At 60.4% G+C, this 13,340-nt stretch carries 12 protein-coding genes and 1 pseudogene; 3 read left to right on the top strand and 10 right to left on the bottom strand.

Annotation, left to right across the window (positions count from 1 at the left end):
• Window positions 1-94: 94 nt before the first annotated feature.
• A complete protein-coding gene (locus GA0061101_RS09520; protein ID WP_037200491.1) occupies window positions 95-454 on the bottom strand; it encodes a chemotaxis protein CheW in 360 nt (119 codons plus the stop codon).
• Between the two features lie 249 nt (window positions 455-703).
• Between GA0061101_RS09520 and GA0061101_RS40050 the strand changes: the two are divergent.
• Window positions 704-1,032, top strand: a pseudogene (locus tag GA0061101_RS40050) (LysR substrate-binding domain-containing protein); the annotation flags it as partial.
• 108 nt (window positions 1,033-1,140) lie between these two features.
• On the opposite strand, the gene GA0061101_RS09510 reads toward GA0061101_RS40050, so the two are convergent.
• Both GA0061101_RS09510 and GA0061101_RS09505 read right to left on the bottom strand, forming a co-directional pair.
• Window positions 1,141-2,547, bottom strand: coding sequence for an NAD-dependent succinate-semialdehyde dehydrogenase (locus GA0061101_RS09510; protein ID WP_376774269.1), 1,407 nt, complete (start codon window positions 2,545-2,547; stop codon window positions 1,141-1,143).
• 12 nt (window positions 2,548-2,559) lie between these two features.
• Window positions 2,560-2,859 carry a hypothetical protein gene (locus GA0061101_RS09505; RefSeq protein ID WP_092573565.1) on the bottom strand — a complete coding sequence of 100 codons (300 nt, stop codon included), beginning with the start codon at window positions 2,857-2,859 and terminating at the stop codon, window positions 2,560-2,562.
• 115 nt (window positions 2,860-2,974) lie between these two features.
• On the opposite strand from GA0061101_RS09505, the gene GA0061101_RS09500 reads away from it, so the two are divergent.
• Both GA0061101_RS09500 and GA0061101_RS09495 read left to right on the top strand, forming a co-directional pair.
• Complete coding sequence (locus GA0061101_RS09500) at window positions 2,975-6,247, top strand: adenylate/guanylate cyclase domain-containing protein (RefSeq protein ID WP_092573564.1); 3,273 nt, start codon at window positions 2,975-2,977, stop codon at window positions 6,245-6,247.
• Between the two features lie 243 nt (window positions 6,248-6,490).
• Entirely contained in the window at window positions 6,491-7,171 is a 681-nt protein-coding gene (locus GA0061101_RS09495) for a peroxiredoxin-like family protein (protein ID WP_037200486.1), read from the top strand.
• A gap of 94 nt (window positions 7,172-7,265) precedes the next feature.
• Here the strand turns inward: GA0061101_RS09495 and GA0061101_RS09490 are convergent, their stop codons facing one another.
• The 7 genes from GA0061101_RS09490 to GA0061101_RS09460 form a co-directional block, all read right to left on the bottom strand.
• A complete protein-coding gene (locus tag GA0061101_RS09490; protein ID WP_092573563.1) occupies window positions 7,266-7,598 on the bottom strand; it encodes a cytochrome C oxidase subunit IV family protein in 333 nt (110 codons plus the stop codon).
• Window positions 7,599-7,608: 10 nt separating this feature from the next.
• Window positions 7,609-8,331 (bottom strand): heme-copper oxidase subunit III family protein, encoded by a 723-nt coding sequence (locus GA0061101_RS09485; protein ID WP_037200512.1) that lies wholly within the window; start codon window positions 8,329-8,331, stop codon window positions 7,609-7,611.
• A 12-nt stretch (window positions 8,332-8,343) separates the two neighbouring features.
• Complete coding sequence (locus tag GA0061101_RS09480; protein WP_047554892.1) at window positions 8,344-9,048, bottom strand: cytochrome c oxidase subunit 3; 705 nt, start codon at window positions 9,046-9,048, stop codon at window positions 8,344-8,346.
• On the bottom strand, window positions 9,045-10,823 hold the full coding sequence (locus GA0061101_RS09475) for a cbb3-type cytochrome c oxidase subunit I (RefSeq protein ID WP_037200480.1): 1,779 nt from the start codon (window positions 10,821-10,823) through the stop codon (window positions 9,045-9,047). The genes GA0061101_RS09480 and GA0061101_RS09475 overlap by 4 nt, the downstream gene beginning before the upstream one ends.
• A gap of 56 nt (window positions 10,824-10,879) precedes the next feature.
• Complete coding sequence (locus tag GA0061101_RS09470) at window positions 10,880-11,695, bottom strand: cytochrome c oxidase subunit II (protein WP_037200479.1); 816 nt, start codon at window positions 11,693-11,695, stop codon at window positions 10,880-10,882.
• 234 nt (window positions 11,696-11,929) lie between these two features.
• A complete protein-coding gene (locus tag GA0061101_RS09465; RefSeq protein ID WP_037200477.1) occupies window positions 11,930-12,316 on the bottom strand; it encodes a c-type cytochrome in 387 nt (128 codons plus the stop codon).
• 103 nt (window positions 12,317-12,419) lie between these two features.
• On the bottom strand, window positions 12,420-13,235 hold the full coding sequence (locus GA0061101_RS09460; RefSeq protein ID WP_047554895.1) for a DUF2189 domain-containing protein: 816 nt from the start codon (window positions 13,233-13,235) through the stop codon (window positions 12,420-12,422).
• Between the last annotated feature and the right edge of the window lie 105 nt (window positions 13,236-13,340).

The raw sequence follows: 13,340 nt of genomic DNA, 5'->3' as shown, positions 1-13,340 counted from the left end.
GTGCCTGGCGCTAGCCAAGCTCATCTCCGCTCAAGTCGCGGATATCAGAGCCCACCGCTCGGCCGCCTGCGCGTCGGTAGTTGCCGAGGCGGCCTCACGCCGCCTCTTGCACGCGGTGGAAAATGTCGAGGTGCGAAAGACGGATGGTGTCGTCGACGGCCGAAATGCTTCCGATATATTCGTCAACCACAAACGCAACATATCCTTCCTTCATTTTCACGATGACGATCTGACAACTGTTCGAGGGCTCCCGGCCCAGCATGACCGCCAAGTCATAGACCGGTACCAATTCGCCGCGATATGAGGAGTGACCGAAGGCACGGCGCTTATCGTGGGTTTTGCCGAGCGGTCGCCAATTGTCCGCGCGAGCGACAATGGTTCCGTCAACGAACATATACAGAGTGTCGTGCACGCGCACGGCTGTGGCTGCGCGAAAATAGCCTGATAGAGGCATGGAAAACACCTGGACCTCTTTTGAGATTATCCGGTCAAAAGTGCAGCCGACTGAGGCAACCCTGCTTAAGGGCGCCTAGGCACAATCATGATGCCGCCGAACTTGTATCGGCCAGACACGCTCAAAATAGAATGCCCGCATTGATTAGTGTTTTATAATTTACATAAAAGTTTAACGACTGATTGCCTTTTCGGAAACGACCCGGCACATCGTCCCGGATAGTGGCCAAATCCTTCGGATCGACGATGCGTCCACCTCGTTCTCACCGATAGATCAGAGCTGTCGGCGGGTCGCGAGTTCGGCGTCATGTCGTCAGCGACATGGCGCCTCGCCGACCTTTTCGCCAAGAACGCTTTTCTTCTCAATGGGCTGGGTTGGGGCGGCATGCCGCTGCATACCGTTCAGCGCGATATCGCGAAGGCCGTTTGGTGGAGCTGTCGATCGAGGACGTGCCGCAGGGCAGTCTCAACTTGCCGATGTCTGCCGTCTATCCGACATCCGCACCGCCAGGGCCTGCCGGCCGCTGGCTCGTCGAGCGGCTCAAGCAGTGCCCGAGTAAAATGGCGAGCCTGCCCTAAAAGGACCGAGCCCGGTTCGTTGTGAAAAAGCATCCAAAAGTGCCACGATCCCGGCGGTTGGAAGCTATTTCGAGCCGTATTGCGGGTGAAGATTAGCCAGCCTTAGATTCAGGCGATGCCGCCGAGGCAGACATATTTGATTTCGATGAATTCCTCGATGCCGTAGCGGGAGCCCTCGCGGCCCAGGCCGGAGAGCTTGACGCCGCCGAAGGGGGCCTCGGCAGTCGAGATCAGCCCGGTATTGACGCCGACCATGCCGTATTCCAGTGCCTCGGCGACCCGGAAGACACGGGCAAGGTCCTTGGCGTAGAAATAGGAGGCGAGACCGAACTCGGTATCGTTGGCCTGGGTGATCACATCGGCCTCGTCCTTGAAGCGGAAGAGGGGAGCGACCGGCCCGAAGGTTTCTTCCTTCGCGACGGCCATGGCCGGCGTGACGTCGGCAAGTACGGTCGCCTCATAGAAGCGTCCGCCGAGCTGGTGCCGATGGCCGCCGGCAACGATGCGGCCGCCCTTGGCGAGCGCATCGGCGACATGCTCCTCGACCTTGGTGAGAGCCGCCTCGTCGATCAGCGGGCCGAGATTGATGCCTTCGTCGAAACCGTTGCCGGTCTTCAGCGTGGCGACGGCCTTCGAGAGCTTGTCGGCAAAGGCGTCGTAGACGCCGTCCTGAACATAGAGGCGGTTGGCGCAAACGCAGGTCTGGCCATTGTTGCGGAACTTGGCAATCAGCGCGCCTTCGACGGCGGCATCGAGATCGGCGTCGTCAAAGACAATGAAAGGCGCGTTGCCGCCCAACTCCAGCCCGAGTTTCTTGATGGTCGGCGCGCTCTGCTTGTAGAGCTCGGCACCGACTTCGGTCGAGCCGGTGAAGGTCAGCTTGCGCACAACGGGGCTTGAAGTCATCTCCGCGCCGATGGCACGCGCCGAACCCGTGAGCACGCTGAAGAGGCCCTTCGGCAGGCCGGCACGCTCAGCAAGGATGGCGATGGCGATCGCCGAGAACGGCGTCTGCGAGGCCGGCTTCAGCACCATGGCGCAGCCGGCGGCAAAGGCCGGACCGGCCTTGCGGGTGATCATGGCGTTCGGGAAGTTCCAGGGGGTGATGGCGGCAACGACGCCGATCGGCTGCTTCATGACAAGAATGCGCTTGTCCTTCTGGTGGCCGGGAATGATATCGCCATAGACGCGGCGCGCCTCTTCGGCAAACCATTCGATGAAGCTCGCCCCATAGGCGATCTCGCCCTTGGCCTCTGCGAGCGGCTTGCCTTGTTCGGCTGTCAGGATGCGTCCGAGATCATCCTGGTTTTCCATCATCAGCTCGAACCAGCGGATCGGCTTCGATCCACTCGCCGCCGACCAAGGCAGCTTGCCGGAACAATGATGAGTCATTGAGATGAGAGAGCATTCTTCCTCCTCTGGGCGCTCCAGTTCCATGGAGCCTATTATGAACCGGGCGGCGGCAATCTGTTTGCCAGAGCCTTGCCGGACTTCATCAAATGCAGTGCTTGCCAAGTTTTGCCGACTTTACGCAGCTCTCTCAAGATGTCGAGCGGCACGTTGCCGGATGTCCTTGGCGTCCTGTTCATACTGGGCATATAGATGGGGTGGCGGCGCCATCAAGCTGTATTCGTCGCAGATGCCGTGACGCGTCAGCTTCGCCGGCATGCCTTCACTGGCGATCACCTCGGCAACCGCGTCTCCACGCCCGCCCCCCACATTCGCAGCAGGGATGCAAAGTGCACGACCCAGGGATGGATCCGAATGATCGACGCCGATGCAGCGCTCGGCCATCATGTCCTTCAGGTCGCGCACGCACAACAACATCACAGGATCCTTGCCAGCCCGACGCTGGAGGTTCATTCTCGATGCAGACGTAGGCCAGCCCGAGGCGCCGAGGAATTGAGCCGGCGCTCGGTGGGTCTTCGGGAGATTGGCTTCGATGGACTGCTCCGCCTGCGGTTTTGCGATTGAGAGCGGCTTTGCGTTTTGCCCGAAATGCGGGGCAAGGCAGCCGATCTCTTGCGCCAGCTGCGGCCAAGCTTGCCTGCCGGACTTTGCCTTCTGCCCGAAATGCGGCAACGCCGTTGCCGGTGGTGCACGCGCGCAATCCGTGGTTCCTGCCGAGGTCGCAATTCCTACCTCGTCCGTTGGTCCCCCGCAACGGGCGGCGTCCGACACGGAAGCCGACCGGCGCCCGCTCACCGTTCTCTTTGCGGATCTCTGCGGTTTCACCACGCTGAGCGAGAGGCTCGACCCCGAGGTCATGCGAGCTCTGCAGAACGAACTCTTCGACGAGCTGACCGAGGCGGTCGAAAGCTACGGCGGCTTCGTTGACAAGTTCGTCGGCGATGCATTGCTTGCCCTGTTCGGCGCGCCGGTTGCTCATGAAGACGATCCGGAACGGGCGCTGCGCGCCGGCCTCGACATGATCGTGCGGGCGGGACGCGTCGGGGATCGCTGGCAGTCTCGCGCCGGCGTACCGTTGCGCCTGCATGTGGGGATCAACACCGGGCCAGTGGTGACCGGCGGCTTCGGCGCCGCCAACGCCCGTTCCTATTCCGTGACGGGCGATACGGTGAACACGGCCCAGCGACTGCAATCCATGGCTGGACCGGATGAAATCCTCGTCGGCCCCCTGACGCACCGCCTCGCCCGTCATGGCTTCGCATTCGAAAGCCTCGGGTCTCAAGTCCTGCGGGGCAAGAGCGGCAACGTGCTCGTCCACCGCCTGCTTGCACCCCTGGAGGCGCCGAACACGGCACGCGGCCTCGAAAGCTATGGCCTCCAGGCGCCGATGATCGGGCGGGACTCGGAGCTTGCGCGGATGCTCGGCTGCCTCGATCTTGCGTGCAACGGCAACGCCCAACTCGTCCGCTTGATCGGTGAGGCCGGTATCGGCAAATCGCGGCTTGTCGACGATTTCGTCGAGGCGGCGGCACAGGACGAGCGCTTTCAGGCGGTCGTGGTGCGGCGCGCGATCTGCTCCCCTCTCGGCGAACAATCCTATGGCGCCTTGGCCGCTGTTCTGCGCAGCGCGTACGGCATTGCAGAACGGGACACGGCGGCGAGAACCGAAGAGCTGCTCGCGGCCGGTCTTGGAGAACTCGGCTTCGGCGTGGAGGATGTCGCCCGGCTGACGCCTCTGTTCTTCCACGTGTTGGGCTTAGGCGACCCGAGCGGCACACTCAAGCATGTCGAGCCCGAACAGCTGCGGCGGCAGATCCTCTATGCGACAAGGACGATTTTCGAGCGGCGCCTGTCCCGCAGCCCGCTGCTGCTGATCGTGGAGGACATGCATTGGGCCGACGCGGCATCGCTGGTGGCGTTGCGATTCATGCTCGACCGGCTGGAACGCAGCCGGCTGATGATGCTGACGACCTGTCGGCCGACGCTTGAAAGCGACGGGCTTGAATCGAACCGCACCAGCCTGACATTCCTGCGCCTTGCTCCCTTGCGCCATCAGGATGGCGAAGGACTGCTGAAGGCCTTCTTCCGTGGGGCGAACGGCATCCCGGCCGCAACGCGCAAGCGGATTCTCGATCGGGCTGGCGGTAACCCGCTGTTCATCGAGGAAATCGTCCGCGGATTGATCGAAACCGAAGCCTTGCGTTTCGATGGCAAAAGCTGGAGCGCGACAGCCGCCGATATCGGCAACGAGATCCCAATGAGCCTGCAGGCGATGTTGCTGACCCGCGTGGACCGCTTGCCGCCCGCGGTGCGGCGGCTGGCGCAGCAGGCGTCGGCGATCGGCCCGCGCTTCGACAAAAAGCTCCTCGGCGCCATCGCGGCGGACCCGGCATCGCTCGACACCAGGCTCGATTTCCTTTGCCAGGCCGAGATTATCGATGAGGTAGCCGAGACCTCGGCGCAATCGTCGCCCGGCTATCGCTTCACGCAGACGCTGCTGCACGATGTCATCTACCACAACCTCTTGCTCGAACGCCGCAAGGAACTGCACGGTCGCATCGGCAGCAGCCTGGAGCGTTTGCACGGTAGGGCACCGGACCGGCTGGAAGACCTGGCGCAGCTCGGCCATCATTTCTGCAAGGCCGCTCAAACGCGCAAGGGCGCCGGTTATCTGATGGCGGCCGGCGATCTGGCCCGCAAGATCTATGCGAATGACGATGCGATGCGACTCTATCGCCAGGCGCTCGCCGCCTTCCCCGAGCAACCGGAGAGGATGCCCGAACAAGCGGCGCTCGACGAGCGGCTGGCCGATCTCTGCGGCCCCAACGGCGAGCGCGATGCTGCTCGTGATCACTACGGCCTTGCGCTGGCCGTCCATCGTGCTGCCGGTGACCGGGCCGCTGCCGCCCGGATCTTGCGCAAGCTCGGACGTCTCAACCTCGACACCGGTCGACGCGACCTGGCGGATGCCTTGTTCGCCGAGGCTGCCGGCCTGCTCGACGGCACCGACGAGCCGATCGAGCGCGCGCATCTGCTGCAGGAGCGCGGCCACCTCGCCTTCCGGATGGGAGACCAGGCGGTTGCGGCGCAGTGGGCGGACGAAGCCTTGATTTGCCTCGGCGCCGTATCCGCAGAGGCCTCGAGCCCCGTGGGCCTCGAGGCAGCACGGGCCGGTGCCGAGGCGTTGAACACCAAAGGCGTGGCGCTGGCCAGACTTGGCCGTCATCGCGACGCCGTGGCAGCCGTCGAGAAAAGCCTTGTGGTTGCCGAGGCTGCAGGTCTGCTGAGCGCCGCCTGCCGTGCCTATTCCAATCTCGGCGTGCTCTACACGATCGTGGACCCCAAGCAAGCGATCGCCGTGTGCCGGCGCGGATTGGAGGTCGCCATCCGCATTGGCGATCTCGGCTTCCAGGCCCGCCTCTTCGCCAATCTTGCCGTTGCCTGCTGCACCTTCACCGACAATTGCGCCGGGGAGGGCATCCCCGCAGCCGAGAAAGCGATCGAGATCGACCGCGCTCTTGATCAGCGCGACCATCTCGCAGTGCCGTTGATCGTGCTCGGGCAAATCCACCAATGCCACGGCCGGCCGGATCTAGCCCGCAGGTATTACGAGGAGGCCCTCGACCTGGCTCGTGAAATTGGCGAGCCGCAACTGTTGTTTCCATGCTATGATGGCCTGGCGACATTGAATCTCGAACACGACGACATGGCCGAGGCCGAGCGGTATTTTGCCCTAGCGCAGGAGGTGTGCAGCCGACATCAGCTCGACCCGGGCGCGTTGGTCGTGTTGCCGTTTCTCGACTAGAGCCGACGGGACCTTGGGATCGAATGGACCCCGAAATCCTCATCGGATCTGGAATGAAAGAAATAGCGCATGGTGGCGTGCGAAACCGCTTCGTAGAGTTCGACATCATGCTCAAGACCGCCGTCGAGAGCCATTGCGTTCGGGCGGCATCACCCGCGGCGAATGATTTCGCCTCGATTGGAAGAGCTGGAGCGCCGTTTCCAAGATCATTTGAACAGGCGGCGCTCGGAGAGGGAGGATGACATGCCGGACAGCTTCACTGATAGGCCCCTGCAGCCGGGCGATCACGCGCCCAACGTCGTACTTGACGCAATTACCCGCCAGGGGAAGGTCTCAATCGACGAGTTTCGCGGGCAAAGGCCCGTGCTGGTCGGCCTGTTTCGCGGGCTTCATTGCCCGTTTTGCCGGCGCCAGATCACGTCCATGGCGAGCCTTGCCGGCGACCTGCGTGAGCTGGGCATCGACAGCCTGACCGTTGTCAACACGCCGATCGAGCGCGCACGTCTGTATTTCCGCTATCATCCGTTGCCCAACCTGTTGGCCGCATCCGATCCGGACCGTATCTCGCACAGGGCATTCGGACTGCCGAATGTTGAATTCACCGAATCTGAAACCGCGTGGCCGCACAAGGTGGGAATGGATGTGCTGACGTCGATGAAGATCGACATGCCGAAGGAACTTCCCGAGCCGATGGGCGTGATGGCTGCGACCGAGTATCTCGACAAGGCCGACGGCTACGAATTCACCGAGGACGACCGGCAGATGATCGCCGGCGGCGAAGGCCAGCTCGTCGGCGAATTCCTGCTCGATCGCAATGGCGTCGTCAGGTGGTGCTTCACGGAGGTTGCCGACAACGGTCGGCAGATGTTCGGCGTGCCGGCGGCGCAAGATTTGATGTCGGCCGCGTCCAACGTGGCCGCGTAGGTCACGGGGACTCCGGGGATTTCCAAAGCTGAACAAATCGGATTCAAGACTGTTTTTTAGGGGCAGTCACGGGTGTGTTGGATCGTCTGTCATGTTACGGACCGCCCCCAAAAAAGGCCAGTCGGGTGAGCAACGTGTAATGCGATTCCGACACCATCAATGCGGCGAAGACAAGCACGAGAACTGGGGGGAGCAGGATGGCGTAGATCAACGCCAGCCGCTCCCAGGCCATGTGCATAAAAATCGCAACGATCAGCCCTGCCTTCAGGACCATGAAGAGGAGGATCAGAGACCATCTGAGATAGCTCTGGATGCCGAGGTAGTCGACGAGGTAGGAGAAGGTGCTGAGGACGAAAAGCAGCCCCCAAACGACCATATAAAGTCTTATCGGATGCTGTTGTCCCGAATGCGCCTGTTGTTGTGCCATGATGCCATCCTCACCACAGATAGAAGAATGCAAAAATGAATACCCAGACCAGATCCACGAAGTGCCAGTAAAGCCCCGTTATCTCCACGATCTCGTAATGACCCTTCCGGCTGGTGAAAAATCCCCGCCTTTCCTGATCGAAGTCCCCCCGCCACACCTTGCGTGCCATGATCAGGAGGAACAGGACCCCGATCGAAACATGGGTGCCGTGAAAGCCCGTGATCATGAAGAAGGACGACCCGAATTGCGCCGCCCCCCAAGGGTTCTCCCAGGGACGAACGCCTTCCCTGATCAGTTTGGTCCATTCGAATGCCTGCATTCCGACGAATGTCGCGCCGAGGGCTGCCGTCGCCAACATCAGCGCGGCAGTCTTGCGGCGATCGTGGCGGTATCCGAAGTTGACGGCCATGGCCATTGTGCCGCTGCTGCTGATGAGGACGAAAGTCATGATGGCGATCAGGATCAGCGGAATTTCCTTGCCTCCGATCGTCAGGGCGAAGACCTCGCTCGGATTGGGCCAAGCAACGGTGGTCGACATGCGCGCCGTCATGTAGGCCAGCAGAAAACACCCGAAAATGAAGGTGTCGCTCAGGAGAAAGATCCACATCATCGCCTTGCCCCAGGAGACGTTCTTGAACGCCCGCTGGTCCGATGACAGATCAGCGGCAACGCCTCGCAGTCCCGCGGACCGCAGATGCGGATCACTTACCGGTCTTTCCATGGATTCGGTCATCATCGAAACTCCTCAGGTGACCAATTGACGGCAGAGATCGACGAAACTATTCGCCCAGCCGGCAAAGAGCGCAAAAAGGATCAGCCAGACAGCGAGCATGAAATGCCAATAGATGGCGCATAGATCCACGCTCAGGCGAACTCCAGTCAGCACAGGACTGATCCGGGCGCGAATTACGGTCCGTCCGAGTACGAAAAGCCCGCCCAGAATGTGCAGACCATGCAATCCGGTGATCATGTAGAAGAAGCTGTTTGATGGGTTGTCGGCGAGCAGATAGCCTGCCGACACCAGTTGTCGCCACGCCAAAACCTGCCCGGCGAGAAAAAGAACGGCCAGCACGAACGCCACCGCAAGAGCTGTGTTCAGCATCTCGCCGCGATCAAGGCGGGCTTCGGTTTTCGCCCATTGCAGCGCCACGCTGCTGGCGGCGAGGGCCGCCGTATTCACCCATAGCAGCCGCGGGATCGGGATGGCCCACCAGTCGGCGCCGCCCATGCGGCTGAGATAGGCGCTGATAAGGAGCGTGAACAGCGCACCGATGACGGCAAGAAAAATGCCGAGCCCGAGTTTCGCTATTGTCGCCGATGATCCCTGCATCTCCGGCGCATCGCCTGCCAGACCCACTTCCAGCCAGGGCTTGGAGGTCAGCCGCTGCCTTGCCATCCACCAGGCAATGATGCCGGCGACCCCGGCCAGAAAAATGAGAATGGCGCTCATGGCGACACTCTCTCGGACGGCTCGCCCAAAGCCGGCTGGTTTTGCGGCAGGAAGTCCTGGTCCGCTCCGGGAACGCTATAATCATATGGCCAACGATAGACGATGGGCAGCTCCTTGCCCCAATTTCCGTGAACCGGCGGCGTTTGCGGCGTTTGCCATTCCAATGTCGTTGCCCGCCACGGGTTGCCGCCCGCTGGCCTGCCCCAGCGAAGGCTCCAGGCGAGGTTGAACAGGAACAGAATTTGAGCGGCGCCGACGACCAGCGCGGCGACGGTGATGAACATGTTCAGCGTGTGCGCCGATGGTGGAATGAAAGCAGTTTCGCCCAGCTCGTAATAGCGGCGCGGCACGCCCATCAGGCCGAGATAGTGCATCGGGAAGAAGATCGCATAGGCGCCGAGAAAGGTGATCCAGAAGTGGATATGACCCATCACCACGTTCAGCATGCGACCCGTGACTTTCGGATACCAATGGTGGATTGCGCCGAAGATCACCAGGATCGGTGCGACCCCCATCACCATATGGAAATGGGCAACGACGAACATGGTATCCGAAAGCGGCACGTCCACAACGACATTGCCGAGAAATAGACCGGTCAATCCGCCATTGATGAATGTGACGATGAAGGCCAGGGCAAACAGCATCGGCAATGTCAGATGGATATCGCCGCGCCAAAGCGTCAGCACCCAGTTGTAGACCTTGAGCGCCGTCGGGATGGCAATGATCAACGTCGTGGTCGCGAAAAAGAACCCGAAGTTCGGATTCATGCCGCTCACATACATATGATGTGCCCATACGACGAAGCTTAGTGCTGCGATGATGACGATCGCCCAGACCATCATCCGGTAGCCGAAGATGTTCTTGCGCGCATGGGTGCTGATCAGATCCGAGACGATGCCAAAGGCAGGAAGTGCGACGATATAGACTTCAGGGTGGCCGAAGAACCAGAACAGATGTTGGAACAGGATGGGACTGCCGCCCCCTTGCTTCAACTGTTCGCCCATCTCGACGATGGCGGGCATGAAGAAACTGGTACCCAGCAACCGGTCGAACAACATCATGACAGCGGCGACGAAGAGGGCCGGGAAGGCAAGCAGCGCCATGACGGTCGCAGTGAATATACCCCATACTGTCAATGGCATTCTCATCAGCGTCATGCCCCGGGTGCGTCCTTGCAGCACGGTGACGACATAATTCAGCCCACCCATGGTGAAGCCGATGATGAACAGGATCAGCGATGACAGCATCAGGATGATGCCCCAATCACGCCCTCCCGGCGTCCCCGATAAAAGAGCCTGCGGCGGATACAGCGTCCAGCCGGCGCCCGTCGGCCCGCCGGGCGCAAAGAAGCCGACGACCAGGACGATGACTGCGAGCAGATAGAGCCAATAGCTCAGCATGTTCGCATAGGGGAACACCATGTCGCGGGCGCCGAGCATCAAGGGGATGAGATAGTTGCCGAAACCGCCGAGGAACAGTGCCGTCAGCAGGTAGATCACCATGATCATGCCGTGCATGGTGATGAACTGATAATAATGTTCCGCGTCGATAAACGAAAAGTAGCCGGGAAACCCGAGTTGCAGCCGCATCAGCCAGGACAGCACCAACGCCACCATGCCGATCGAGATAGCGGTCAAGGAATACTGAATGGCGATGATCTTGGCATCTTGGCTGAAGACATATTTCGTCCACCAGCTTTTCGGATGATAAAGCTCCACGTCCTCGACTTCAGCGGGCTGGATGACCTGCCCAGCGCCGGATCCAATGTCGACCATATTCCATCCTCCCTGTTCCCTCCGATGCGGCTTTTCCCCTCAAGTACGCATGGCATTTATTTGGCCGCCGACTTTTCCGCCGACGCCAGTGATTTCGAGAAAGTCGGTTGCTGCTGCAGCCAGGCTTGATAGGCGGTCTCGGTATCGACGATAACGGTGCCGCGCATCTGCGGATGACCGACGCCGCACAATTCTGCACAGAGAACCTCGAATGTTCCTGTCCGTGTCGGCGTGAACCAATAATAGGTGACCGTACCAGGGATCATGTCCATCTTGGCCCGGAATTCCGGCACGTAGAAATCGTGCACGACGTCGATCGAGCGCAGAAGCATTTTTACCGGCTTGTCTGCGGGCAAATGCAGTTCACCGCCTTCGACGATGACGTCGTCCATTCCGGCGGGATCGCTCTTGTTCAAGCCGAGCGGATTGTCCGGGGTCACATCGCGCGTGTCCGCCCGACCGAGCCGCCCGTCGGCGCCCGGCAGCCGGAAGCTCCATTGCCATTGCTGAGCGACGACTTCAACCTCGCTGGCATCGGCCGGGACCGTAACGAACTGTTTCCACACGAAGAGCCCCGGCGCGAGCATTGCAGCCACCCCGATCGCAGTCCCCGCCGCGAGCCACCATTCCAACCGCTTGTTTTCGGGCTGGTATGCCGCCTGATTTCCGGCGCGGTGTCTGAAGCGGAGGACGCAATAGGCTATGAACAACACGACAGCCGTGAAAACAAAGCCGGTGATCCAGAACGTGATGACAATCGTATTGTCGATGTAGCTCCAGTTCGACGCGATCGGCGTCCACCACCATGGGCTAAGCAGATGGAACGCAATCGATCCCACCACCAGCAGAACGAGAATCACTACGACAGCCATCGTCTCCTCCGTGACCCGGCAGCGAATATTTCCACAATCCCATCGCGAAGCGTTTTAGTATTATCTCATGAACAAGTCAGGCGAGCAATTGCGGTAACGGCAGCGGTTCATCCCGGCAAAACGCCCGGGGCATATCGGCGCCGCGGGAACGGATGGGCGGCGTCAGGTTGCTGAGCCGAGCCCCCCGATCCAACCGGCAACGCGGGAAACAGCTCGTCCACGCTTGGCATTTCGCTATTTGGAGTACTGCTTCAGATAGGCGATCAGATTGGTAATCTCGGTATCGTCCTTCAACCCGACGAAAGTCATTTTCGTGCCCTTCACTTTCGCCTTGGGGTCGTGCAAATAATCGCGGAGCGACGTCTCGTTCCATACGAGGCCGGCCTTGCCCGCCTCCTGCATCGCCGGCGAATAGGCGAAATTTGGATGTGTTCCAGCGGTTCTGCCGAACAGACCGTTCAGCGAAGGGCCGACCTTGTTCTGGTCGGTTTCGGCTATGTGGCAAATGGCGCATTTCTTGAAAACGGTGGCCCCTGCGGTGGCGTCGCCCTCCTGCGCCGTAGCGTCAAGCGGGATGGCAATGGCGAAAAGCAGACAGATCGGAAGAAAACGGTAAGACATGGCAATCCTCATTCTCTTCATCGCTAACCCAACCAACACGACTCCCATCATGCAGATCGCAACGGCTCGGACGATGATCTCTGGGTAAATTTCCTTTGTGAATTCAAGGCATGCGGTTCGGATAGACGGGTGCAATCAATTTTCGATACAGGTGCCAGGTCGAATGCCCGAGGATTGGCATGACGACCGCAAGGCCGGCAAAAATCGGGATAGTGCCGACGACGAGCAGCGCCGCGACAATCAACCCCCAAAGTGCAACTGGTCCTGGATTGCTAAGCGTAGCGCGTATGCTCGCGTCCACGGCTGCAATTGCGCCGACATCCCGATCCAGCATCAGCGGGAAGGTCACTACCGTCGTCGCCAGCACTATTATTGCGAAAATGAAACCGGCCAGATTTCCCCAAAGCATAAGTGAGAGGCCTCGCGGGGTCGTCAGCACGTCTGACAGGAAGGTCGAGATCGAGGTGAGGCCTGCCTCGTCGAAGGTCATGGTGTAGATGCGCTGTGCGATAATCAGCCAGGCGACGAAAAGCGCCAACAGCATGAGGCCTACCGCAATGATCGACGGCAGCGCCGGCGAGTGACGGACCTCCAGGGCGTGATGCCATGAGCTATCCAATCCCTGCTCGCGGCGTCGACTGATTTCATAAAGGCCGAGGGCCGCAATCGGACCAATGAGCGCAAAGCCTGATATCAAGGGATAAAGCAGCGGCAGCAGGTCAGCGCCGGAACTCCACATGGCCAGAAAAATGCCCGCGATCGGATACATAAGACAGAGAAAAACGTAATGAGATGGCTTCTCTCCAAAGTCATTAAGCCCCGACTTCAGCGCATCGACAAGATCCGCGACACCTATCTTCCGGACTTCCGGGCGCGTAAATTCACCGCTCGCACCGGCCATGACATGGAATGTCGCCATAGCGTCTCTCCTCCTACGCCATAATCCGGCTAGCGGTGCAAAGACGCCTGGCAAATTTTTATCTACACGCCAAACCGCAACCGGCTATCGTAAATCTATCAAATC

The organism is Martinezella lusitana, from assembly GCF_900094565.1.
Lineage (GTDB): Bacteria > Pseudomonadota > Alphaproteobacteria > Rhizobiales > Rhizobiaceae > Rhizobium > Rhizobium lusitanum.
Note: the sequence above shows the minus strand (reverse complement) of the source record. Positions and strands in the feature narration are given on the sequence as shown.

Excerpts from the sequence above, each read along its gene's own strand:
- GA0061101_RS09465 (WP_037200477.1), bottom strand. The coding sequence starts at position 12,316 with ATGTCTTACCGTTTTCTTCCGATCTGTCTGCTTTTCGCCATTGCCATC.
- GA0061101_RS09500 (WP_092573564.1), top strand. The coding sequence starts at position 2,975 with ATGGACTGCTCCGCCTGCGGTTTTGCGATTGAGAGCGGCTTTGCGTTT.
- GA0061101_RS09470 (WP_037200479.1), bottom strand. The coding sequence starts at position 11,695 with ATGGCTGTCGTAGTGATTCTCGTTCTGCTGGTGGTGGGATCGATTGCG.
- GA0061101_RS09485 (WP_037200512.1), bottom strand. The coding sequence starts at position 8,331 with ATGACCGAATCCATGGAAAGACCGGTAAGTGATCCGCATCTGCGGTCC.
- GA0061101_RS09505 (WP_092573565.1), bottom strand. The coding sequence starts at position 2,859 with ATGTTGTTGTGCGTGCGCGACCTGAAGGACATGATGGCCGAGCGCTGC.
- GA0061101_RS09460 (WP_047554895.1), bottom strand. The coding sequence starts at position 13,235 with ATGGCGACATTCCATGTCATGGCCGGTGCGAGCGGTGAATTTACGCGC.
- GA0061101_RS09480 (WP_047554892.1), bottom strand. The coding sequence starts at position 9,048 with ATGAGCGCCATTCTCATTTTTCTGGCCGGGGTCGCCGGCATCATTGCC.
- GA0061101_RS09495 (WP_037200486.1), top strand. The coding sequence starts at position 6,491 with ATGCCGGACAGCTTCACTGATAGGCCCCTGCAGCCGGGCGATCACGCG.
- GA0061101_RS09520 (WP_037200491.1), bottom strand. The coding sequence starts at position 454 with ATGCCTCTATCAGGCTATTTTCGCGCAGCCACAGCCGTGCGCGTGCAC.
- GA0061101_RS09490 (WP_092573563.1), bottom strand. The coding sequence starts at position 7,598 with ATGGCACAACAACAGGCGCATTCGGGACAACAGCATCCGATAAGACTT.
- GA0061101_RS09475 (WP_037200480.1), bottom strand. The coding sequence starts at position 10,823 with ATGGTCGACATTGGATCCGGCGCTGGGCAGGTCATCCAGCCCGCTGAA.